This window comes from [Anoxybacillus] calidus, assembly GCF_013760845.1.
Lineage (GTDB): Bacteria > Bacillota > Bacilli > Bacillales > Anoxybacillaceae > Paranoxybacillus > Paranoxybacillus calidus.
Map to the genome: position 1 here is coordinate 173,550 of NZ_JACDUU010000005.1, position 24,089 is coordinate 197,638.

A 24,089-nucleotide genomic window follows, 5' to 3' on the forward strand; every position below is an offset into this window, starting at 1 on the left:
AGGCGTGTTTTTCACGCCTTTACGTTTATTTGCAAGATTTCATTCTAGTAAATTCGTAAACTAGAAAGGAGTTGAATGGCTTGCGTATATTGCATACGGCGGATTGGCATTTAGGAAGAACACTTGAAGGAAGAAATCGATTGCCAGAGCAAGAACAGTTTATTGATGAATTAGTGGAGATCGTTGAAAAGGAAAAAGTCGATGTTGTGTTAATGGCAGGAGATGCATTTGATTCAGTCAACCCGCCAGCGGCGGCGGAACAGTTGTTTTATGAAAGTTTGGCACGGCTTTCTGATAAAGGAAAGAGGCCAGTTGTTGTCATTGCCGGCAATCATGATCATCCAGATCGTATTTCTGCTGCTGCCAGCCTAGTTCAAGATTATGGAATTATCCTTCTTGGCTTGCCGACTGCAGCCGTACAGCGAATCGATGTGCCAACGTGCAATGAAACGCTTATGTTAGCGGCTTTGCCGTATCCGTCAGAGGCACGCTTAGCGGAGCTATTATCAGAGAGCAATGAAGAATTACTTTTGCGTGATAAATATGATGAGCGAATTCGCGGGCTTTTTGAAACAATGAGTGCGATGTTTTTGCCAGATACCGTAAATATTGCGATGAGCCATATTTATGTGGCTGGAGGAAGTACTTCAGATTCGGAACGGCCGATTGAAGTAGGAGGGGCTTACACGGTCGCGGCAACAAGTTTGCCGAAAGCAGCACAGTATGTGGCGCTAGGTCATTTGCATAGGCCGCAAAATGTAAAACGTGCACATACACTTGCTCGTTATTCTGGTTCGCCTCTTGCTTACAGTTTTTCTGAAGCGGGATATGCAAAATCGGTAACGATTATCGACGTAAAGCCGGGAACAGAAGCGAATGTATCGGAAATTCCTCTTTCAAGTGGGAAACCCCTAGTAAAATGGAAAGCAACGGAAGGAATTGCGCAAGTTTATACATGGATCGAGGAAGGAAGAGACAAAAACGCTTGGATTGATCTTGAAATTTATGTAAATTCCGCATTGTCGATGGAGGAGATTCAGCGGCTGCGCAAACTTCATCCAGGTTTCGTTCATATTCGTCCTGTATTCCCTGAGCAAGAAAAACGTGTGGCACAATTGAAACGAGAACATGTTCCAATTGAAGAAATGTTTAAACGCTTTTATGAGAAACAGACAGGAGGCGCTCAAGCAGAACCAGAGCTTGTTCAATTATTTCTTGAGTTAATTGCTGAGGACGAACATGAGGAGGAAAGAGGGATATGAAGCCAATTTCCTTGACCATTTCAGGATTACATAGCTTTCGTGAGAAACAAATTATCGATTTTGAGACACTATGTGCGGGCGGAGTATTTGGCATTTTTGGGCCGACAGGCAGCGGCAAATCATCGATTTTGGATGCGATGACATTGGCATTGTTCGGAAGCGTGGAACGAGCGGCAAATAATACTCATGGAATTATTAATCACGCTGAAGATCAATTAATGGTATCGTTTACCTTTGAGTTGGAGAATGCCCAAGGAAAGAAGCGGTATACGGTTGAACGCAGCTTTAAACGGAGCGATGAATGGCGCATTAAGAGCGCATCAAGCCGTTTAATCGAAATAGATAAAGAATCGATTGTTCTTGCAGATAAAACGAATGAAGTAAATAAACAAATTGAACAATTGCTTGGATTGGAAATGAAAGATTTCACTCGTGCAGTTGTGTTGCCGCAAGGAAAGTTTGCCGAATTTTTGTCATTAAAAGGAGTCGAGCGGCGACAAATGCTTCAGCGGCTTTTTCATCTTGAACAGTATGGGGACAGGCTGAACAAAAAGTTAAAACAGCGGCTAGGGGAAGCAGCGTCGCAATTAAACGAAATTATAGCAGAACAAAACGGTCTGGGAGATGCTTCTAAAGAAGCGATTGAACGGGCTGAAAAGGAATTGCGCGATTGTGAAGTCCTTTTACAAAAACGGCAAGTGGAATTGAAACAAACGGAAGAAGAATACGAAAAGAAAAAGCAATTATGGGTTTGGCAGAATGAAAAGAAAGCAATAGAAACGGAACTAATGAAATTACATAAAGAAGAAGGAAATATCCGCTTGCTAGAGATGAAAAAAGATCAGGCAGAACAAGCAGAACGATTGCGCCCATATCTTGAACAATATGAAGCGGCAAAGAATGCAGTTGCTGCGTGGCAGGTAAAATTAGAAAGCTTGCAGCAGCGTGCAGCGGAAGCAAAAGAACATTATAATCAATCGCTGCAACATTATGAGCGGGTCCGCCGAGAGAAAACTGAAAAAGAGCCACAACTATTAACAAAAAAAGAACAGTTAGAGCAAGTGCAGCGGATGTTTGCAGAAATGAAAAAGCTCGAAACACAAGTAGCTTCTTTTCAGCAACAACTAAAGTTAATCGAGCAAAAAGAGATAGAAAAAAATGAGAAATTGTACGAAATTGAACAGATCTATCAACGTGGCAGCGAGAAGCAGCAAATGTTAAAGTCAGAACTGCAACAATATCATATATCTGCTGAAGAAAAAGAAAAAGTATACCGCGCTTATGAAGAGAAACAGCAGTTAATGTCGATTTATCAAACTGTGCAAGAAAGCAAAATGGGGCTGTTAAGAAAACAAGAAGCGCTACAACAGGCATATGGAGCAAAGGCGAAACAAGAAACACAAGCATTAAGCATAAAAGAAAAAATCAAAAACATCTTTTCGCGACTTGAAAAAAACTATCATCATGTTTGCGAACGGGAATTACAGATTACAAAGCTGATTTATAAAAAAGAAAAAGAACTGGAAGAGGCTCGTGTAAAACAGGAAAAGGAAAAAACACGACAGCTTGCTTTTCTGCTTGCCCAACAGCTGCGTCAAGGGGAAGCATGCCCTGTTTGCGGTTCGCTGGAGCATCCTCAACCGTACAAACATATAGAAGAGGAGACGAACAGTGAAGAAATCATTAAGCATCTTGAGCAGTTCATCAAGCAGGGGCAAAGCGGATTACAGTTGTTGTACACATTAAAAATTCAGCTTGAACAGCTTGCGCAAACGATAATGGAAGAAACTTCTAATGAATTACAGTTACAACTAACAGATATAAATAAAATAATCGTTGAAGAAAATGAAACGATTCAGCAGCTTGAAGTAGAAATAAAGGCTTTACAACAAGACTATTTACAAAGAAGAGAAGAAGTACAACAAGCATTGCAGCGGTTGCGTCGGTTTGAAAATGAACGGCTTGAGTTAGAAAAGCAGATCAATATGCTGCAAGCGGATATCGAAGAACTTAAAAATCAGTATGAAAAACGGCAGAAACATTATCAGTCATTGAAAGAAAAATGGCATGAACAATATAAAGATCTTGATTTTGATACGATGGAACAGCTTCGTGAACAAATACGTCAAAAAGAGAATGCTATACAACAGTTGCAACAGCGCATTGAACGAAGTGTTCAATTTTTAGAAGAAAAAAGGAAAGAATGGGAGCAACTAAAGGAAGAAAGGCAGATGCTAGAGAAAGAGAAAATACAATTTGTTTCATTGCTTGAAACAAAACAGGAATTGCTCCGTGAGTATGAATCAAAAATAAAGGGACAAGTTGGCGACGAACAGGTTGAGCGATTGATTGCACATGTTGAAAGACAAATCATGTTGTTAAAAGAGCAAGAAGAAAAAGCGTATGAGGCATGGCAACATTCGCAACAAATATATCAAACGTTAGAAAGTGAAATGAAAGCAGCATGGCAGGCGCTTGAGGAAGGACGACAACGATATGAAGAAGCAGAGAGCAAGTGGAAGTTGCATTTAAGACAAACATCTTTTCAAAGTGAAGAAGAAGTAAGACAAGCCTTTTTGTCACGACAAGAATGGGAGCATCTAAATGAAAAAATAGAGCAATACTGGAATAGTGTGAAAAAACGGCAAATGGAATTAGAGCGAGTCGCTAAAGCGATGGCTGGCAATACAGTGACGGAAGAAGAATGGATGCAGATTCAAGCGTTACGACAAGAAATAAGAGAAAGCGTAAATGAAGCGATTCAGCAAGTTGGCGCAGCACAAAAAATAGTGGAAGAGTTGATGAAAAAACATGAACGATTTAACGAATTAGAAAAAAAGCGAGAAAAGCTATCATTGCTTGTTTCTAAATATACGCAGTTACAAAATGTTTTAAAAGGAAATAGTTTTGTTGAGTTTATTGCTGAAGAACAACTCATTCAAGTCACGCAAATGGCATCGGAGCGATTAGGTTCATTAACACGACAACGTTATGCGATCGAGGTCGATTCCCAAGGAGGATTTATTATTCGTGATGATGCAAACGGCGGTGTAAGGCGGCCTGTTACCACTTTGTCAGGAGGAGAAACATTTTTAACATCTTTATCCCTTGCTCTGGCATTATCTGCGCAAATTCAATTGCGCGGTGAATATCCGTTGCAATTTTTCTTCTTAGATGAAGGATTTGGAACACTGGATGCCGAGCTTTTAGATACGGTGATTTCTGCTTTGGAAAAGCTTCATTCGAATCAGCTTGCCATCGGTGTCATCAGCCATGTTCAGGAATTGAGAGCGCGTTTGCCGAAGCGGCTCATTGTTGAACCGGCAGAACCTTCTGGAAGGGGAACACGTGTGAAACTGGAGATGATGTAGGGAGATTTTGAGGATAACGATATTGGTGTTATTATAAAGAGGGGCGAATCTTTTCTTCGGATTCGCCCTCTATTTTATTGTAAAACGGGTTTGCAAACGACCAGTATCTAAACTTCCAAAAATCAAAAAAGCCAACACTAAAAACCATTAATTGTTGGCTGTAACATTGCTGTCAGACACATCTTGATCAAAGTCGTTTGTTAAGTTAATACCGTTAAAGGTAATAATAAAATCTCCTGTATTAAAAGCCCCTGAACCGCCATTTGTTTTTGTTGCCACTTTTGGGGAGATATAGAGTGTATCTCCGAAATTGACAACAGCACCGCTAGTGACACTTGTAATTTTAATTGGACCTACTACTGAAGGCATGATGATTCATCCTTTGTTATACGAATGGAGGCTTGCGGGGCTACTAACGATGGTGCAGCTCCGCTATTTGAAGCTAATTGTCGAGTATGTTTCACTCTTGCTTCTGTGTCAATTGTGGAAGTTGAGCCGATATGGACTACGGAAGAGAAAGCAATCGCTAACACGCGAATGGTACGAACAGAAATAGCTGGAGATTCATTTAGTTTATTCATTTGCAATGAAGTTGTATCAATTGCAAATCGAGGGATTGGATTGGTGAATATAGGAAATGTGACTTCCCCTTCATTTCCGAAAAAAAGCTCTTGTTGGCGCTGGACAGCTAAAACTTTTGCGCGGGATGTAATTTCTTTAGAGTCCCCAATTTGCAAAACAGCGCTAAAGCTTGTTAGTTTGTTATGAACAAGTTGAACCATGGATAGTCGTTTCATAAAAATATCAACCTTTCATATTACCCCCGCGGAGTTAAAGGTACAAACGGACCGGTAATTAATGCTTCAGGTGGCGTATCAAAGGCGGAGGTCATATTGATAATATCCGCGTCACCAATTAAAAACACGGCTGAACTTGTAACGGCAATAATGTGAACGTCTCCTACTTGAAGATCACGGTTAATAACTGTAAAGTTCATCACTCATCATCCTTCCTTTGGCAAATGCTTAATAAATAATTCAATCGATTGTTCGATATCCCGTTTCACTTTTTCACTAATTTCATCTTCTATCTCCTTAGAAGAACCAGAAGCCGGCATTTGTCCATTGTTTATTTTTTGCTGAACGTAAAAACGAATTCGATCGTCCACCTGCCGTCCTATATCTTGTAAAATGAATTGACGATACGTATCGTCTAAACGTTGAGAATAACGTTCTTCGATGCTCTTTAAAATATTTTCGCATTCATTTGTTAAGTAGTCATTCACTTTAGTTTGAATGTTTCGAAACATGATAGGCTGTGGTTGCGGAATAATCACTTTCTCTGGACTAACAGCAAAATCTTCAATGGTTTCTGTACCGTTTGGAGTAAGTCCAATATTTAATGTTCCTTCCAATGTTTCAACTTTTAGTTGATCAAATTTATACTCAATTTTTTCAATTGTTGTTTGTGGAAGCTTCCTGACATTCATTAGTTCATTTTCGAGTTCGGCAATCTTTTTTTCAAGTTTTATAATTTTTTGTGTTTGCCAAGACAAATAATGCTGAAGTTTTATCAAATAGTCATAAAGAAAAGGAGCATTCATTTTTTCATCATCCTCTCAAAAATCCCTTCTATTTCAATGTATTTAACTAGAATAGTTATCAGCACTTTTTTTGGATGATGTGTGTCTGAGTTTCAATTATGATGAGGATGGTGATGCAAGAGGAACGACTGGAGCAAATGGTGAACTCTCAACAGGTTTCTTCGCTTCAGGTGCTGGTGATATAAATCCCCCTGTATTACTTAAAGTAGAGAGAGATTGAATTTGTCCAGCACTGCCGATTTGCAAAACAGACGAATTGGTGAGTGAACCGATTCTCAGTTGATAAATCCAGATACTTTGATTGATATAAAAGTTCATGTTTTCACTCCTTTACGCGTTGCCGACTACATTTTGATCTGCTACATCTGAATCTTGCACATTTGTATTGCTATATTGGTTATAAATGTGTAATCCGTCCCCCGTATTAAAAGAGCCAGCACCAGCAAACGTTTTTGCGACACTATGTGGCGAAATGGCAAAAACATCACCAATATGAAATACAGCGCTACTACTAATGCTATTTATTTTTACTGCTCCAACAAATGCTGGCATTTTCATACACCCTTCTTCGGTTCTTATGACTATACTATGGGCAAGTGTATAGAAATGTGCATCCTTTAGTTATTTGCCTTATTGCTGGAATCAGAGATATCAGGATCGATAGTATTAGTAAAGCTGACAAATGTATTCGTTTGTAAAAAGTCCCCTGTGTTCGTTGCTCCTGCACCGCTATTGGATTTTAAAGTTCCTTTCGGCGCAATTTGCAGCGCGTCTCCAAAATTGACAGTTCCATCACCACTGACGTTGGTAATCTTTATTGGACCGCCAATAAATGACGGCATAGGCATACATCCTTTCATTATTCTTTTTTTTAGTGTATGTGAAAAAAAATACGATGATGTACGTCCACACCAATTCATAACTGAAACATAAAATAAGTTAAGTAAGCTTTCCAAAGGATGATGCAGATGCCAACAGTTATTGTTGGAGCTGTGAAAGTGACACATGTCAGTGGAAATGGGACGATCAATGTCGGAGATGTGTTGCAAATTGCTCCAAAAAGTACCGCTAAAACGAATTCAGGAGGTGGAGGAACAAATACGGGGGATTTTTTGCAGACAAACACCCTTTTAAGTGTTACCAACTCATTTGATCCTGATATTAGCGATGCTAACAACAAAGCGAATAACTAGATAAAAGCGTTACGCTTGCGTAGCGCTTTTTGTTTTTTATATACACCAAAGAGTATGGTGTGATATAATATTCTAAGATTTTATAATTTTTAGAATATTTTATGAGGGGGGATATAAAAATGAATGTGCCATTAGTGTTGACGCAGTTTTTAGATCGTGCTGTGTCACTATATGGAGAAAAAACGGGGGTTATTTGTGAAGATAGAGAAATTACATACAAGGAATTGAGCGAGCGGGTCAACCAGCTTTCGCACGGATTGCAAGATTTAGGAGTACAAAAAGGGGACCGTGTTGCGTATTTAGCGCCGAACACATTAGAAATGCTTGAAGGATTTTATGGTGTTTTCCAGCTGGGAGCCGTGATGGTGCCGTTAAATATTCGGTTGAAGCCGGATGATTATTTATTCATTTTAAATCATAGCGAAAGTAAAATTTTATTTGTCGATCAGGAGTTCTATCATTTAATTGTTCCGATTAAGGACAAGCTCGAAACGGTAGAAAAAATCATCGTCCACTACAAAGATGAGCAAACAAATGAAACCGATTACGATGAATGGCTGGCACAATATCTGAAAACATCGTTTGCACGACCGGAAATGGATGAAAATGATGTATGCAGTCTCCTTTACACAAGCGGAACGACAGGAAATCCAAAGGGGGTTATGCTCACGCATCGCAACAACTATTTGCATGCTTTAGTAGCGATGCATCATCTTCGTGTGTCTGATAAGGATGTTTATCTTCATATTTTACCGATGTTCCATGTAAATGGATGGGGAGCACCGTTTATTTATACAGCAAACGGTGCAACGCATATTTGCTTGCGTAAAGCAATACCTAAGGTCATTTTCCAATATGTACAGAAGTATAAAGTCAGTGTTATGAACATGGCTCCTACTGTTCTTAATTCTCTTTTGCAGTATTATGAACAGAACAGCCCTGTTATCGAGCATGATGTTCGTGTTGTTATTGCTGGTTCAGCTCCGCCGCCAGCGTTTGTTACACGTGTGGAAAAAGAGCTTGGTTGGGAATTCATTCAAGTATACGGCATGACCGAATCCTCGCCGCTCAGTCTCGTTTCAACGATTCGCCCTCATTTAAGCCATTTGCCGATGAACGAGCAATATCGCATGAAAGCGAAAGCAGGGCATCCGATGATTGGATGTGAAGTAAAAGTCGTCAATAACCTTGATGAGGAAGTTCCGCACGATGGTCAATCAATCGGTGAGGTAATTGTCAGAAGCAACGGGGTGATGAAAGGATATTGGAAAAATCCTGAAGCAACGATGGAAACGATTCGCAATGGTTGGCTTTATACAGGGGATATGGGAACAGTTGATGAGTACGGAAACATTGATATTGTTGACCGTAAGAAGGATATCATTATTAGCGGTGGCGAAAATATTTCGTCCATTGAAGTAGAAGGGGTTCTTTATGAGCATCCTGCCGTGTTGGAAGCAGCTGTGATTGCGGTGCCGCACGAAAAATGGGGGGAAACACCGCATGCATTTGTCGTGACAAGACCGGGTCATCAAGTGACAGAACAAGAGTTAATTGCCTTTTCGCGAGAGAAATTAGCACATTTCAAAGCGATTACTGGAGTTACGTTTGTTCAAGAGCTGCCAAAAACAGGTTCAGGGAAAATTCAAAAGGTACACTTGCGTAATGAATATTGGAAAGCTGTTGGAAAAACAGAGCGCTATGTGAACTAAATAAAAAAGGTCATTTGTCTATAGACAGATGACCTTTTTTCATTTTTTGTTTAATATAATTAAATAAGAAAAAATTTTTAAAAGGGGTACATACATGGATAAGCTCACTCCTATTTCTACGAATGAAAGAATTAAAGAGATTGATATGATACGGGGGCTGGCGATTCTCGGTATTTTTTTTGTTAATATGCCGGATTTTAACTCACCTATCATGTATTTAAAGCCGGGAAGCTGGTGGAATGAGCCGCTTGACCGCTGGACGGAAATCTTTATTGACATTTTTGCTCAGGCGAGCTTTTATACGTTGTTTTCCTTTTTGTTTGGCTTTGGCATGGTTATTTTCCGGGAACGGGCGTTGGCAAAAGGATATTCCTTTCCGCTGCTTTTTGTCAGGAGGCTTCTTGTTCTGCTAGGGCTGGGTTGTATTCATGCCTTCTTGATTTGGCATGGAGATATTTTAATTTCCTACGCGCTTTTAGGATTTGTGTTACTGTTGTTTCATCAAATGAGCCCACGCGGATTGCTGATTTGGGCGCTTTTGTTATTGATTGTACCGAATAGTACGATAAGCCTTTTGCTAGGATTCACTGTCCTTTTAGGAGAAGAAGATTCTTCCCTGTTTTATGATGAAATGTTGGCGAATCAAGCGTTAGAAAATTATCGGGACGGTGCATGGGTTGATATTTTTTTGCAAAGATGGAATGACTGGATGTATGTGAACGGAAGCTTAGCCAGTATCTTTTTCCTTTTAATTTCGCTGCTGCCGATGTTTTTATTAGGAGCTTATTTTGCGAAGAAACGATGGTTCGCTGATGTAGAAAAGCATTTAGCAAAACTGAAGAGAATCTGGATCATTACATTCATTATCGGTTTTTCTTTTAAGCTATTGCCTTACTTAACGGCTAATAACATTTTTACTCAATATATGCAGGACACGTTTGGTGGTTCAGCAACAGCCATTTTTTATGCTACGTCGATGGCGATTTTTTCACAAAAAACATTTTGGAGGAAGATTTTTGCTCCGCTCGTAGTTGTAGGACGCATGTCTCTTTCCAATTATTTATTTCAGTCCGTACTCTGTACACTATTGTTTTACAACTATGGTCTAGGATTGTATGGCAGTGTCCGCCCATTTTATGGCCTTCTTTTAACCATTGTCATCTATTGCTTGCAAATGATTTTAAGCAAGTTGTGGTTGAAGCGATACAGAATGGGACCGATGGAATGGATATGGAGGACATTGACATATGGACAAAAACAGCAGTTAAGAAGAACAGCAACATTTGAATAGAGAGATGATTAGACAAACAAAAAATGAGGTTATCTCATAAGGGGCTCACCCTTTGCTTTTGAGATAACCTCATTTTTTGCTGGATAATGTAAAAAATATACTTCGTTTTTAATGAGAAAGCAATATTTTTTCACTTTGATCCTGCTGTGTGACAAGAGTTGCTTTTAGTTGAATATTTAACAATTCATCTAACTCTTGACTGCATTTTACTGTTTCTTTTGCAGTAAAGCCGTACACCAGGGCTAGTTCAATCATTTGTTGTCTCTTTTCTTCAATAAGAATATGAAACATGATTTTTTCACCAACATTTTTTTATTCAATATGTTTTGTACTGATGCATAACTTATTATACATATAATGTTAGAAAAGAAAACATGTTCGCTAAAATAAGTCATAACCTTACAAAATTCTACATAAGAAGAGGTAGGATTTATACGATAGACAGCGAATATACATTAGCAAAAAATTTGATAAGAGATGGGGGATGGAGATGAAATTTGTCACAGCTGAACAAAATGGAAATATTTTTGTTGGGATAGCAGATACGGACCAAAAGGTTGTTATTCATCTGCAGGCAGCAGAGCATGTTATGAGGGGGGAGGTAACACTACCTTTTTCGTTGCTTGAATGTATCGCTCTAGGAGAAATTTTTATTGAAAAGGCTTGTAAAATCAAGCAATGGGCAGAAACGCATTTTTCGGATGCATACATATATCCATTTTCAAACATCCGCTTGTTAGCTCCGATTCCGCGGCCGACAAAAAACGTTTTTTGTGTCGGTAAAAACTATGTTGAACATGCGCTTGAATTAGGAAGCGATGCTGATATTCCGGAGCATATCATGCTGTTTTCGAAAGTGCCGACGACTGTTGTCGGACATGAGGCAGTCGTGCTTAATCATCAGCATGTGACGAATGAACTTGATTATGAAGGGGAATTAGCAGTTGTCATCGGTAAAAAAGGAAAAGGAATTAAAAAAGAAGAAGCGTTGGATTATGTGTTTGGTTATACAATCGTTAACGACATTACGGCACGGGATTTACAGGAACGTCATAAACAGTTTTTGCTTGGAAAAAGTTTAGATACTTCATGTCCAATGGGACCGTGGATTGTTCATAAATCGCTCATTCCAAATCCGAACCGCTTACAGATTGAAACGAAAGTCAACGGAGAAACGAGACAAAAAGCAAATACGGAACAATTCATCTTTAATATTGAAACAATTATTTCTACGATTTCTCAAGGAATGACTCTAGAGCCGGGCGATATTATTGCAACGGGAACACCAGCTGGCGTCGGAAAGGGAATGAAGCCGCCTCGTTTCTTAAAACCAGGAGACGTCGTTGAAGTGACCATTGAAGGAATAGGAACGTTGCGAAACGAAATAGAAAAATAGTTAATGAAAAAAGGAGGCTGACCTAACATGGCGCCTCCGCTTTTCTTATTGTCTAGCTTCAGCGCCCAGCCGCTCGGGGGCAAATAACCTTCCGGAGCGAAGTCAAAAATCGACTTCTTGCTCCGGAAGAACATTTGCTCATCGCGGCTAAGCAGGTCGCCTCCGCTTTTCTTATTGTTCAAACACTTTTTTCACTTTTTCGATTGCCCAGTCAAGTTCTTCTTTTGTAATGACTAACGGTGGAGCAAAACGAATGACTGTATCATGTGTCTCTTTACATAGTAATCCTTCCTGCTGTAATTTTTCACAATATGGGCGAGCTGAGCCATACAATTCGACACCGATGAATAATCCTTTTCCGCGCACTTCTTTAATATCAGGATGTTTAATTTCCCGTAATTTTTCTTGGAAGTAGTTACCGAGCTCTAATGAACGCTCTGCTAATTTTTCTTCAACAAGTACGTCAATCGCTGCGATGGAAACAGCACAAGCAAGTGGATTTCCCCCGAATGTCGAACCATGTGAACCAGGGTTGAACACGCCGAGAATGTCTTTGTTTGCCGCTACACAAGAAATCGGGAATACGCCGCCGCCTAATGCTTTACCAAGAATATACATATCAGGAACGACCTCTTCCCAATCACAAGCAAACATTTTGCCGGAGCGGCCTAATCCGGCTTGAATTTCATCTGCGATATAAAGAACATGATTTTCTTTACATACTTCATAAGCTTCTTTTAAAAATCCTTCAGGCGGAATGTTAATACCTGCTTCCCCTTGAATTGGTTCGAAAATAAATGCCGCTGTATTAGGAGTAATCGCTTCTTTCAATGCTTCAACACTACCAAATGGAATCACTTTAATGCCTGGAAGCATCGGTCCAAAGCCGCGTTTATACTCGTCGTTTGAAGACATGGAAACAGCAGCCATTGTACGGCCGTGGAAATTATCTTCGCATACGATAATTTCTGCCTTGTCTTTTTCGACGCCTTTTACGTCATAAGCCCAGCGGCGTGCTGCTTTTACTGCTGTTTCTACTGCTTCAGCACCTGTGTTCATTGGTAAAATCATGTCTTTTCCAGTTAATTTCGCTACTTTTTCGTACCAAGGTCCTAATTGGTCATTATGGAATGCTCTTGATGTTAATGTGATGCGGTCTGCCTGCTCTTTAAGTGCTTGAATAATTTTTGGATGGCGATGCCCTTGATTGACAGCAGAGTAAGCGCTTAACATATCCATATAACGGTTACCTTCAGGATCTTCTACCCATACACCTTCTCCTTTAGAAAGAACGACTGATAGTGGGTGATAGTTGTTTGCACCATATTGCTCCGTTAAGTGAATAATTTCTGTTGTTTTGTTCATGAGTGCTTCCTCCTATTATGACATTTGTCAATATTATAACAAAATTTTGATTCGTCTGTTAAAACAAAAAAAAGAGAGTTTCTTTTTCATTTTTTTGTTAGAAACGTGTTATGATAGAGTTGATCGTTTTGAAAGGAGGATTATGTATGACACATGCACACATTACAGCGTGGGTGGTTGCTCTCATTTTATTTTTTGTGACAGTTTCGATGCAGCGCAGTAACTCTCCGAAAGCCCGAATGATGCAAATGATTTTAAGATTGTTCTACCTTATTATCATAGGAACCGGTGCCCTTTTGTTACATAGCATTGCTTCTATCCCGCCGCTTTATATTGTCAAGGTGATCGTAGGCGTTTGGGTCATTGGAGCAATGGAAATGATTCTTGTTCGCGCAGCAAAAGGAAAGAACACGAACATGTTTTGGATTCAATTTGTCATTGCTTTTATTGTTGTGTTGTATTTAGGGTTTAAGTTGCCTTTATAAAATCTGCCAAAAAACAGGCAGATTTTTATCATTCATTAAGTCTTAAATGCAAATAACTCCCACTTTCATTCTGTTTTAGAAGTGGGAGTTTTCTTGTGTCTGTCCAACTGATGTTGTAAAGGGGGATGGAAGATGACATGGATTGCTTTGTTAGGAGTTGTCATTGTGTTTACTACGTTTGCGTTCATCGTGAACTACATTAGCAAACACTCATAATCTCGAATAGATGTTTAGCCGATTTGTGTACAAACAAATCTCTTTCCTGTGCTAAAAGTAATTTCAAAACGGTCTTTATTGGAACTTCCACGCTCATAATAATGCTGAACATTGGCGATTAGTTCGTTATTATCATAAATGATGAAATTGACTCCTATCTCTGTTCCAAATAAAAGACCGTTATAACAATATAGGCAATCATATAGTGAAAAATCGTGCTCATTTAAGAGTTGAATATAATAAAAAAATGTTTTGTCTGACAGAGATTGCAGCCACTGTTCGTATGCATAAGGTAAATGTTTACGGAAGCGGACTACATCTCCGTTCTTTAAAGCATAATATTGTGTGGCAAATAATACTGTACCATCTTCACATATTTTTCCATTTATCCATTTACCAAAGCGAAAAACTTCAATATCTCCGTCGGTCATATCTTCAAGCAATGCTGCCTCTTCGCTTTCTTCGTCAAAAAATACCCATTCATCGTTCACGTATTCTAACGTTCCTTGTATGTATGCCCGTTTTTGTTCTTTTAAATAGGTTAGCCGTTGCTGTAAGCTCATTTCTAATTCCTCCTTTCTCTCTGTATTCGTTTTTGACAAATTTTAAAGCAAATATAACTTGTAATGGATTTCACAAAAATGGGACAATTCATCGAAATGGTGATTGCTGCATAAAATGAAAGCATGCTATGGCTGGAGGTTGTTTTCAAGAAGGGTGTTACTGTCTTGTATGCCCGAAAGATTGAATTCGGACAGGGGCAAACTTTGTGAAAACATCATTTATATATAACTGCTTGAATAACAGAAAGGATTGATTGAAATGTGTGGTATCACCGGTTGGATCGATTTCCAACGTGATTTACGAATAGAAAAAGAAACGATTGAAAAAATGACGGAGACGTTAGCAAAGCGCGGTCCAGATGATACGAATACATGGTTTACGGTGAATGCAGCGTTCGGACATAAGCGTCTTGTTGTTGTTGATCCTAAAGGCGGAATTCAACCAATGACAAGAATGAAAAATGATCATGCTTATACGATTTGTTATAACGGAGAGTTGTATAATACCGAGGATATTCGCAAGGAACTATTGAGAAGAGGCTATCAATTTCAAGGTCATTCCGATACAGAAGTATTATTAACAGCCTATATTGAATGGCAAGAACAATGCTTGCAATTTTTGAACGGAATTTTCGCGTTTGCCGTTTGGGATGAAAAGCGTCAGCAGTTATTTTTAGGGCGCGACCGTTTAGGTGTAAAACCGCTTTTCTACCGCCATGATGGCAGTAGCTTATTGTTCGGTTCTGAATTAAAAGCGATACTCGCCCATCCGGATGTGAAAGCAGAGGTGAATCGCGAAGGATTAGCAGAAATTTTCGGGTTAGGACCATCGCGCACACCAGGACATGGGGTGTTTTCTGGTATCGACGAATTGCGGCCAGCTCATGCTTTAATTTTTTCACGTGAAGGATTAAAAGTTTGGCGTTATTGGAATGTAAAAAGCGATATTCATACTGATTCAGTCGAGGAAACAGTTGAGAAAATTCGCTTTCTTTTAACGGATGCCGTTACTCGTCAACTTGTTTCTGATGTGCCGGTTTGTACATTTTTATCAGGTGGGGTGGATTCAAGTGCAATCACAGCAATAGCTGCTACTGCTTTTGAAAAGGAAGGAAAGGGACCGCTCCATACGTATTCGATTGACTATGAAGAAAACGATAAGTACTTTAAAGCGAATGACTTCCAGCCTAATGCTGATGGTCCTTGGATTGAGAAAATGTCACAAACATTTGGCACAATACATCATCGTTGTGTTATTTCTCAGCAAGATTTAGCAAATTACTTAACAGAGGCGGTTATTGTCCGTGATTTACCGGGGATGGCAGATATTGATTCATCTTTGCTCTGGTTCTGCAGGAAGATGAAAGAAGATTTTGTCGTTAGCTTATCCGGTGAATGTGCGGATGAGATTTTTGGCGGATATCCTTGGTTCCATCGTCCGGATGATTTGGCGCGTGACGGTTTCCCTTGGATGAGATCGACAGAGGCACGAGCCGGTTTATTAAAAGACGAGTGGAAAAACAAATTGAATCTACAAGAATATGTACAACAGCGGTATAATGAAACGATTGAGGAAGTTCCAAGGCTTGAAGAAGAAAATCCGCTTGAAGCGAAGCGGCGCGAATTGTTTTATTTAAATATGATTTGGTTTATGACGACTCTGCTTGACAGAAAAGATCGCATGAGTATGGGAGCAAGCCTAGAGGTACGTGTACCCTTTGCTGATCATCGACTTGTTGAGTATGTATGGAATATTCCGTGGGAGATGAAAATGTATGCGAATCGCGAAAAAGGAATTTTGCGTCGTGCCTTAGAAGGAATTTTGCCGAACGATGTATTATACCGCAAGAAAAGTCCATATCCAAAAACACATCACCCTCTATATACGAAACTCGTTAAACAATGGTTGCAAGAAATATTAACAGATAAAACTTCTGCGTTATATGAATTTTTTGAGCAAGAAAAGTTAATGAAAATTGTCGAAACGGAAGGAAAAGCATTTCAAGAGCCTTGGTTTGGACAGTTAATGACAGGTCCACAATTGCTCGCACATCTTGGTCAGATTCACGTCTGGTTTAAAGAATATGGAATTTCTATAAAAGAGTAAGTGAAAGAGGCTGCCTTATAAGTGTTTGACCTCACGCACAATTCGCAATCTATCATCGTATTTACCAAGCGTTATGTACGATAGATTGTGGTTGGAGGCTGACACTTTTCTTTTCGGTCAGCCTCGTTCGCTTTTTTAGTGAAAATTCTCTACTCGATAAATAAGAAATCCTTTCGCTGGAATATTCGTCATCAGCTCTTCTGCTTCCGCAGCAAATTCTTCATCCGTCCATAAGTTTGTCAATTTTTTTCCTTTTAAATTAAAAGGTAATGGAATCAATAAGTTGTTTTCTGAATGATTGATAGCGAAAATAATCATTTCATTTTCATATATTTTTGTATAAATAAAATGATTAGTTTGATCGTTAGCTTCCACAAACTTTAACTCACCGCGGCTGCCAAATGCAGGGTATTTTTTCCGAAGAGAAATTAATTTTTTTACATGGTTAAATAAATCACGGTCTTGTTTTTCTTTTTCCCAAATCATGCATTTTCGGCATCCAGGATCCGCTCCGCCTGTCATGCCGATTTCATCACCGTAATAAATACAAGGGGTGCCGGTAAATGATAATTGGAAGAGAAACAGCAGTTTCACTTTGTCTTTATCATTATTGCAAATGGTTAAAATTCTCGGTGTATCATGGCTTCCCAGCAAATTAAATGCCACTTCGTTTACATTGTTTGGATAAGAGTGCAATACATTTGTGATCATATTGGCAAACTCCGAAGCTTTCACCTCATTTTTGGCAAAGAAGCGCAACGCCCCATTTGTAAACGGATAATTCATTACCGCATCAAACTGATCGCCGCGGAGCCACGGCATCGAATCATGCCAAATTTCTCCGAGGATATAAAGGTCTGGTTTAATTGATTTTACTGCTTGCCTAAATTCCCGCCAAAACTGATGGTCTACCTCATTTGCGACATCCAATCTCCAGCCGTCAATATCAAACTCACGAATCCAATAAGTTGCAACGTCTAATAAATATTTTTTTACTTCCGGGTTTTCCGTATTTAATTTTGGCATCGTCTCTACAAAAGCAAATGTGTCATAGTTTGGACGTGGTTTTGTTTGCAGCGGAAACTCGCGAATATGGAACCAGTCTTTATATTTTGAGTGTTCTCCATTTTTCAGCACATCTTGAAATGGGGCAAAAAAGTATCCGCTATGATTAAATACGGCATCCAACATCACTTTAATGCCGTGTTTGTGACAAGTTTCCACCAATCGTTTAAACGCTTCTTTATCGCCGAATTGAGGGTCGATTTCGAAGTAGTCAATGGTATCGTATTTATGATTAGATGGCGCTTTAAAGATCGGAGTGAAATAAATTCCTGTGACACCTAGCTCTATCAAATAATCTATATGCTGAATAATTCCTTCAAAATCCCCGCCGAAAAAACTTGTCGGAGTCGGCTCTTCACTTCCCCAATTCAATGTTCCTGGAGGATTTAACGCCGCGTTTCCGTTGGCAAAACGCTCCGGAAAAATTTGATACCAAACTGTATCTTTTACCCATTCAAGAGTTTGAAAGACGTCAATTTTATTTAAGAAAGGGAAGCAAAAATAGTAAGAGATATCATCTTTTGGCGCTTTGCTGTAAAAGCCCTTTTCTGTATAAACCAGCTGTTCTCCTTTATTATGAAGTTCAAAACCATAACGAAGGCGGCGATACGGAGGGGCAATTGCAATAAACCAATAATCAAATAATTCATCTGAACCACTTTTGGACATAGAAGCCGTTTGAGTTTGCCATTCGCCGTTTTCCCATTCGTAGGGATCACCATAAATCATATTTACTTGTTCTATATCATCTTTTTTTGTGCGAAGACGTATATGTATCGTTTTTTCGTCATATGCATAAGCAAAATTATCTTTTGGACGATGATAAATCGCTTCTTTTAACAAGGACAACATCTCCTAATCATTCATTATATAATGCAAGCGGTTGCACTTTATTTATTATTCAGGTTAGAAGAATTTACTATAAAAGTCAATAAATGAATAAACCATTTACCAGGAAATAAGGAATAAACGAAAAATAGAGAAAAAACAAGTTATCAAGGCGAAAAATGAAAATATAATGGATATTGAAAAATGTGCAATCGTTTTCACAAAAGAATTATATAAGTGGTATGGGTATTATCATTTTTTGGTTTGCTTTGAAAGCGTTTTAATTTTAACAGAGTGAATCAGGAGGGGTATGGATGAAAAAAGCTCTATCAGCACTTTCAACAGTGGCATTATCATTCGGTGTGCTTGCAGGCTGTAGTTTAGGTCCAGATGAAGTGAAAGAACCAGCTAATGACAAAAACAATAACAAAACAATTTCAGAAGAGGGAATGCCTGAAAAACCAGAGAAATTAGTTGTTTGGGAGGACACAAAAAAAGGTGTTGCGTTAGAGCCGGCAATTAAAGCGTTCGAAAAGAAATATGGAATTAAAGTTGAGTACAAAGAAGTAGAGATGGCAACCAAACAACGCGATCAACTGCGTTTAGATGGACCAGCAGGAACGGGCCCGGACGTTATTACTGTTCCACATGATCAAATCGGTCAGCTTGTAACAGAAGGATTAATTCGAGAAATGAAAGTTGACAAAGAAGTGATCGATCGTTTTACAGAATCTTCTATTCAAGCGGAAACATATAATGGAAAGCTTTACGGTCTTCCAAAAGCAACAGAAACGCCAGTGTTTGTTTATAATAAAAAGCTAATGGATAAAGCGCCAGAGACAATGGATGAGTTATATGAGTTTGCTAAGAACTTTACAAAAGATGAACAATATGGCTTCTTAGCGTTGTGGGATAACTTCTATTTTGCTCATGGTATTATAGGTGGAATGGGCGGTTATGTATTCAAAAATAATGACGGAACGCTTGACCCTAAAGACCTTGGTTTAAATAACGAAGGTGCAGTTAAAGGTGCGGAATATATTCAGAAATGGTATAAAGAAGGCTTATTCCCTAAAGGGATTATCGGAGAAAACGGTGGCTCAACAATGGACGGCTTGTTCAATGAAGGAAAAGTTGCGTCTGTCATGAATGGTCCATGGGCATTCCAAGCGATGAAAGATGCTGGTATTGATATCGGTGTGGCACCAATGCCAAAACTTCCTAATGGTGAACCTGTAAAAACATTTATGGGTGTAAAAGGATGGCATGTATCCGCTTATTCGAAACATCCAGAATGGGCAACAAAACTGATTGAATTCATTACAAATGAAGAAAATGCCAAAATCCGTTTTGAGTTAACACAAGAAATACCACCCGTTAAATCATTAATTGAAGATCCGATCATTACGAGCAATGAAGGTGCAAAAGCGGTTGCCATTCAATCACAATACGCAATTCCAATGCCAAACATTCCAGAAATGGCAGAAGTGTGGGGACCGATGGCAACTGCGCTTCAATTAGTAGCAAATCAAAAAGAAGAACCGAAAAAAGCACTTGACGAAGCGATAAAAACAATTAAAACAAACATTGAAGCAAACCATGGCAAAAAATAAGATTGGGCGCAATAACATGTAAGCGGTACCTTTCTCCGGGTACTGCTTATCCATTTCTTGGATGTATTCACCCCTTCCTGATTGATTGTATAAAGAGCAGGTCCATAAGGTGAGTGAGAAAGGAGATACGTTTTAATGGAGACAATATATCAATCCAACCATCGAAAAATCGCTGCTGTTCTTTCGGTGATTCCTGGTTTTGGGCAGCTTTATAATCGTCAATACGTAAAAGGAATTTTATTTTTCATTTTAGCCGCTTCGTTTTTTGTTATATTTGGAGATTTATTAGATATTGGTTTATGGGGAATTGTGACATTAGGTACACAAGTGCCGCGCGATCACTCCATCTTTTTGCTCGTTCAAGGAATTCTCTCCTTAATTGTCATCGTGTTCGGATTAGGGTTTTTTGCTTTTAACTTATATGACGCTTACAAAAACGGACAAAAACGTGACTTAGGTTTAAGATTGAATACGTTGCGTGAACAATATCGTACTCTTGTTGACAGCGGCTTTCCTTATTTAATGATTTCGCCTGGATTTATCTTATTAGTGTTCGTTGTTATTTTTCCAATTATATTCGTTGTATTGCTTGCATTTACAAACTATGATTTGTATCATTCACCGCCAGCTAAATTAGTTGATTGGGTCGGCTTTCAAAATTTTGTTGAGCTTGTTAATCTTGACCTTTGGAGAAAAACGTTCATCAATGTACTAGCATGGACAATTGTTTGGACGTTTGGTGCTACTACGCTTCAAATTGCACTTGGGATTTTCCTTGCGATTCTTGTTAATCAAAAAGATTTAAAAGGAAAAGCAATTATTCGTACAATTTTCATTTTGCCTTGGGCAGTTCCAGCATTCGTATCGATTCTCATTTTTTCGGGAATGTTTAATGAATCGTTTGGAGTCATCAACAAGACGATTTTAGCTGCATTTGGTATCGATTCTATCCCTTGGATGACGGACCCATTTTGGACGAAAGTGGCACTGATTCTCATTCAATCATGGATTGGATTCCCGTTTATTTTTACCATGACAACAGGAGTATTGCAGGCCATTCCGGATGAATTATATGAAGCGGCGACTGTCGATGGGGCAACGGCATGGCAAAAGTTCACAAAAATTACATTGCCTCTTGTGTTATATGCTGTGGCACCGATCTTAATTACGCAATATACGTTTAACTTCAACAATTTTAACATCATTTACTTATTTAACAGTGGTGGACCTGCCGTTTCCGGTCAAAATGCGGGGGCAACGGATATTTTAATTTCGTGGATTTATCGATTGACGATGACTTCGGCGCAGTATTCAAAAGCAGCGGCCATTACATTGCTTTTATCACTTTTTGTCATGACAGTTGCGTTATGGCAGTTTAGAAAAACGAAATCATTCAAAGAAGAGGATATGATGTAACATGAATATGAAAAAGCAAAAGCTTATTCGTTTAACGTTGTCGTATTTAGTCATTTTTGCGATGTCCGTTATTATCATCTATCCGCTATTATGGGTTGTTGGTGCATCATTTAATCCGGGACAAAGCTTATCTAGCTCAACAATCATTCCGAAGAATGCAACGTTAGCACACTATAAGGAAATTTTTGACCCGGAACAAAGTGATTATTTGAAATGGTATTGGAATTCATTGAAGATCTCAACATTGACAATGATTTTTTCCGTCATTTTAATAAGCTTAACGGCTTATTCGTTTTCTCGATATCGTTTTTTGGGGAGAAAAAGCGGGTTGATGACATTTCTAATCTTGCAAATGGTTCCTAACTTTGCTGCATTAATCGCCATTTACGTTTTAGCGACACTAACAAAGCTTATTGATACGCATTTAGGGCTTATTCTTGTGTATGTCGGCGGACAAATTCCAATGAATACATGGCTGATGAAAGGATATTTAGATACGATTCCGAAAGAATTAGACGAATCGGCGAAAATCGACGGAGCTGGGCACTTGCGTATCTTTTTCCAAATCATCATGCCGCTTGCTAAGCCAATAATTGCGGTTGTTGCCTTGTTCACGTTTATCGCGCCGTTTGGAGACTTTATTCTAGCAAGCGTTCTTCTTCGCAGCAAGGAAAAATATACGCTCGCAGTCGGATTGTATGATATGGTAGCGAAGCAATTTGGTAGTGAATTTACAACATTTGCTGCGGGTTCGGTATTAATCGCCGTTCCGATTGCAATCTTGTTCCTTTCATTCCAAAAATACTTTGTCTCTGGTTTAACAGCTGGCGGAACAAAAGGATAATACCAGAGATAGTAATAAGTGGTTAGCAAGCGCCGCTGACGCGCATTTTCCTGGCAAAAATATTAAAATAAGGAGAAGGACAAGGAAAGAATGATTATTGCTTCTTTCCTTTGTCCTTATTTCAAGCTATAGTAAAACAGTAGTTAATAGAATGATAAGGAGTGGGAAAATGACAAAGCGAGCGCTTGCATTACTGCTAATTCCTTTCCTCTTTTTTTATGCTTTGCCGGCGCAGGCGGCTGTGGAAAAAGAAGGGCGAAAATGGCAAGATGAAAGCATTTACTTTATTATGGTTGACCGTTTTAACAACGGTGACTCAAGCAATGATTACGAAGTCAATGTAAAAGACCCGAAAGCTTATCATGGCGGGGACTTCAAAGGGATTATTCAACAGCTTGATTACATAAAAGAAATGGGATTTACCGCTATCTGGCTGACGCCGATTTTTAAAAACGAGCCAGGCGGGTATCACGGCTATTGGGTAGAAGATTTTTATAAAGTCGAAGAACACTTTGGTACGCTTGAAGATTTTAAAAAGCTTGTCAAAGAAGCACATAAGCGGGATATGAAAGTGATTTTAGATATTGTTGTCAATCATACCGATTATCATCATCCGTGGTTGAATGATCCGGATAAGAAAGATTGGTTCCATGAAAAGAAAGACGTTCTCAACTGGAAAGACCAAAAAGAAGTGGAAAATGGCTGGTTGTTTGGTTTGCCAGATTTGGCACAGGAAAATCCTGAAGTAAAGCAATATTTAATTGATATGGCGAAATGGTGGATTAAAGAAACGGACATCGATGGTTATCGCCTTGATGCGGTCAAGCACGTTCCAAAGACATTTTGGAAAGAATTTTCGAAAGAAGTGAAATCCGTAAAAGAGGACTTCTTGCTAATTGGTGAAGTATGGGACAATGATCCGCGTTTTATAGCTGAATACGGAAAATATGGGATAGATGCGTTTATTGATTATCCGTTTTATCGTGAAGCTTCAAAAACTTTAAGTAATATTGACCAATCGATGCAACCGCTTTATGATGTGTGGCTTCGTAATAAAACTTTTTATAAAAATCCGTATTTACTTGGTACATTTTTAGATAATCACGACACTGTACGATTTACAAGGCTTGCGTTACAAAATAAGCAATATCCAGTAACAAGAATTAAAATGGGACTAACCTATTTGTTTACTGCTCCAGGAATTCCAATTATGTATTATGGTACGGAAATTGCCTTGGATGGTGGGGAAGACCCTGATAACCGACGTTTGATGAATTTCCGCACAGATAAGGAGATTATTGACTATATTAAAAAATTAGGAGAGCTTCGCAATACCCTGCCTTCACTAACGCGTGGTGATTTTGAACTTTTATATGAGAAGAACGGTATGGCGGTGTTTAAGCGAACATATAAAAATGAGACAGCTGTTATTGCCATTAATAACACATCGAAGTCACAAAAGGTTCGTATTGACAACAAGCAATTAGAACCGAATAAAGAATTAAGAGGATTGCTTGCAGGGGATTTAGTCCGCGGCAACAAAGATGGGTATGATATTATTTTAGATCGCGAAACAGCGGAAGTTTATGTGCTGGCTGATAAGTCCGGAATAAATATTCCTTTTATTGCAGTACTTATTGCGATTTACGTAGCATTTGGATTCTTCCTTTATTTTGCAAAGAAACGAAGAAAAGAGTAAAAATGCATGTAAAAACCATTCATCCGATGCATAGAATATAGTTTTTATAAGGAGATTATG

Annotated in this window: 23 protein-coding genes; 12 read left to right on the forward strand and 11 right to left on the reverse strand. The window is 38.9% G+C overall.

Annotated features, from left to right (window positions below):
• Positions 1–80 precede the first annotated feature (80 nt).
• Both HNQ85_RS11400 and HNQ85_RS11405 read left to right on the forward strand, forming a co-directional pair.
• The gene (locus HNQ85_RS11400) at positions 81–1,262 is read left to right on the forward strand and encodes an exonuclease SbcCD subunit D (protein WP_181537844.1); all 1,182 of its coding nucleotides are present in this window, start codon (positions 81–83) and stop codon (positions 1,260–1,262) included.
• Entirely contained in the window at positions 1,259–4,633 is a 3,375-nt protein-coding gene (locus HNQ85_RS11405) for an SbcC/MukB-like Walker B domain-containing protein (RefSeq protein WP_181537845.1), read from the forward strand. Before HNQ85_RS11400 ends, HNQ85_RS11405 begins: the two co-directional genes overlap by 4 nt.
• Positions 4,634–4,780: 147 nt before the next feature.
• On the opposite strand, the gene HNQ85_RS11410 is transcribed toward HNQ85_RS11405, so the two are convergent.
• The 7 genes from HNQ85_RS11410 to HNQ85_RS11440 all read right to left on the reverse strand — a co-directional run bounded on the left by HNQ85_RS11410 (position 4,781) and on the right by HNQ85_RS11440 (position 7,078).
• A complete protein-coding gene (locus HNQ85_RS11410; RefSeq protein ID WP_181537846.1) occupies positions 4,781–5,002 on the reverse strand; it encodes a spore germination protein in 222 nt (73 codons plus the stop codon).
• On the reverse strand, positions 4,990–5,430 hold the full coding sequence (locus HNQ85_RS11415) for a spore germination protein GerPE (protein WP_181537847.1): 441 nt from the start codon (positions 5,428–5,430) through the stop codon (positions 4,990–4,992). Before HNQ85_RS11415 ends, HNQ85_RS11410 begins: the two co-directional genes overlap by 13 nt.
• Positions 5,431–5,450: 20 nt before the next feature.
• Entirely contained in the window at positions 5,451–5,630 is a 180-nt protein-coding gene (locus HNQ85_RS11420) for a spore gernimation protein GerPD (protein ID WP_181537848.1), read from the reverse strand.
• A 6-nt stretch (positions 5,631–5,636) separates the two neighbouring features.
• Positions 5,637–6,236, reverse strand: coding sequence for a spore germination protein GerPC (gene gerPC / locus HNQ85_RS11425; protein ID WP_181537849.1), 600 nt, complete (start codon positions 6,234–6,236; stop codon positions 5,637–5,639).
• Positions 6,237–6,332: 96 nt separating this feature from the next.
• Entirely contained in the window at positions 6,333–6,554 is a 222-nt protein-coding gene (locus HNQ85_RS11430; RefSeq protein ID WP_181537850.1) for a spore germination protein GerPB, read from the reverse strand.
• A gap of 12 nt (positions 6,555–6,566) precedes the next feature.
• Positions 6,567–6,788, reverse strand: a complete 222-nt coding sequence (locus HNQ85_RS11435) for a spore germination protein (protein WP_181537851.1) — start codon at positions 6,786–6,788, stop codon at positions 6,567–6,569.
• A gap of 65 nt (positions 6,789–6,853) precedes the next feature.
• Positions 6,854–7,078: a spore germination protein gene (locus HNQ85_RS11440; RefSeq protein ID WP_181537972.1), complete on the reverse strand. Its 225-nt coding sequence runs from the start codon at positions 7,076–7,078 to the stop codon at positions 6,854–6,856.
• A gap of 126 nt (positions 7,079–7,204) precedes the next feature.
• Here HNQ85_RS11440 and HNQ85_RS11445 point away from each other — a divergent pair, with 126 nt between their 5' ends.
• From HNQ85_RS11445 to HNQ85_RS11455, 3 genes are all read left to right on the forward strand, one after another.
• Positions 7,205–7,429 carry a spore germination protein gene (locus HNQ85_RS11445; RefSeq protein ID WP_181537852.1) on the forward strand — a complete coding sequence of 75 codons (225 nt, stop codon included), beginning with the start codon at positions 7,205–7,207 and terminating at the stop codon, positions 7,427–7,429.
• Positions 7,430–7,548: 119 nt separating this feature from the next.
• Entirely contained in the window at positions 7,549–9,141 is a 1,593-nt protein-coding gene (locus HNQ85_RS11450; RefSeq protein ID WP_181537853.1) for a long-chain-fatty-acid--CoA ligase, read from the forward strand.
• A gap of 94 nt (positions 9,142–9,235) precedes the next feature.
• Complete coding sequence (locus HNQ85_RS11455; RefSeq protein ID WP_181537854.1) at positions 9,236–10,432, forward strand: DUF418 domain-containing protein; 1,197 nt, start codon at positions 9,236–9,238, stop codon at positions 10,430–10,432.
• A 108-nt stretch (positions 10,433–10,540) separates the two neighbouring features.
• On the opposite strand, the gene HNQ85_RS11460 is transcribed toward HNQ85_RS11455, so the two are convergent.
• Positions 10,541–10,723, reverse strand: coding sequence for an aspartyl-phosphate phosphatase Spo0E family protein (locus HNQ85_RS11460; protein WP_181537855.1), 183 nt, complete (start codon positions 10,721–10,723; stop codon positions 10,541–10,543).
• 199 nt (positions 10,724–10,922) lie between these two features.
• Here HNQ85_RS11460 and HNQ85_RS11465 point away from each other — a divergent pair, with 199 nt between their 5' ends.
• Positions 10,923–11,828, forward strand: a complete 906-nt coding sequence (locus HNQ85_RS11465) for a fumarylacetoacetate hydrolase family protein (RefSeq protein WP_181537856.1) — start codon at positions 10,923–10,925, stop codon at positions 11,826–11,828.
• Positions 11,829–11,999: 171 nt separating this feature from the next.
• Here HNQ85_RS11465 and HNQ85_RS11470 read toward each other — a convergent pair whose 3' ends face one another.
• Positions 12,000–13,193, reverse strand: a complete 1,194-nt coding sequence (locus tag HNQ85_RS11470; protein ID WP_181537857.1) for an ornithine--oxo-acid transaminase — start codon at positions 13,191–13,193, stop codon at positions 12,000–12,002.
• Between the two features lie 146 nt (positions 13,194–13,339).
• Between HNQ85_RS11470 and HNQ85_RS11475 the strand changes: the two genes are divergently transcribed.
• The gene (locus tag HNQ85_RS11475) at positions 13,340–13,678 is read left to right on the forward strand and encodes a YisL family protein (RefSeq protein WP_181537858.1); all 339 of its coding nucleotides are present in this window, start codon (positions 13,340–13,342) and stop codon (positions 13,676–13,678) included.
• 230 nt (positions 13,679–13,908) lie between these two features.
• On the opposite strand, the gene HNQ85_RS11480 is transcribed toward HNQ85_RS11475, so the two are convergent.
• Positions 13,909–14,457 (reverse strand): DUF2777 family protein, encoded by a 549-nt coding sequence (locus HNQ85_RS11480; protein WP_181537859.1) that lies wholly within the window; start codon positions 14,455–14,457, stop codon positions 13,909–13,911.
• Between the two features lie 259 nt (positions 14,458–14,716).
• Here HNQ85_RS11480 and asnB point away from each other — a divergent pair, with 259 nt between their 5' ends.
• A complete protein-coding gene (gene asnB, locus HNQ85_RS11485) occupies positions 14,717–16,564 on the forward strand; it encodes an asparagine synthase (glutamine-hydrolyzing) (protein ID WP_181537860.1) in 1,848 nt (615 codons plus the stop codon).
• A gap of 135 nt (positions 16,565–16,699) precedes the next feature.
• On the opposite strand, the gene HNQ85_RS11490 is transcribed toward asnB, so the two are convergent.
• The gene (locus HNQ85_RS11490) at positions 16,700–18,472 is read right to left on the reverse strand and encodes a glycoside hydrolase family 13 protein (protein WP_181537861.1); all 1,773 of its coding nucleotides are present in this window, start codon (positions 18,470–18,472) and stop codon (positions 16,700–16,702) included.
• A 299-nt stretch (positions 18,473–18,771) separates the two neighbouring features.
• On the opposite strand from HNQ85_RS11490, the gene HNQ85_RS11495 reads away from it, so the two are divergent.
• From HNQ85_RS11495 to HNQ85_RS11510, 4 genes are all read left to right on the forward strand, one after another.
• The gene (locus tag HNQ85_RS11495; RefSeq protein WP_181537862.1) at positions 18,772–20,070 is read left to right on the forward strand and encodes an extracellular solute-binding protein; all 1,299 of its coding nucleotides are present in this window, start codon (positions 18,772–18,774) and stop codon (positions 20,068–20,070) included.
• 135 nt (positions 20,071–20,205) lie between these two features.
• Positions 20,206–21,486: a carbohydrate ABC transporter permease gene (locus HNQ85_RS11500; RefSeq protein WP_181537863.1), complete on the forward strand. Its 1,281-nt coding sequence runs from the start codon at positions 20,206–20,208 to the stop codon at positions 21,484–21,486.
• Position 21,487: 1 nt separating this feature from the next.
• Complete coding sequence (locus tag HNQ85_RS11505; RefSeq protein ID WP_181537864.1) at positions 21,488–22,330, forward strand: sugar ABC transporter permease; 843 nt, start codon at positions 21,488–21,490, stop codon at positions 22,328–22,330.
• Between the two features lie 169 nt (positions 22,331–22,499).
• A complete protein-coding gene (locus HNQ85_RS11510; protein ID WP_181537865.1) occupies positions 22,500–24,029 on the forward strand; it encodes an alpha-amylase family glycosyl hydrolase in 1,530 nt (509 codons plus the stop codon).
• Positions 24,030–24,089 lie beyond the last annotated feature (60 nt).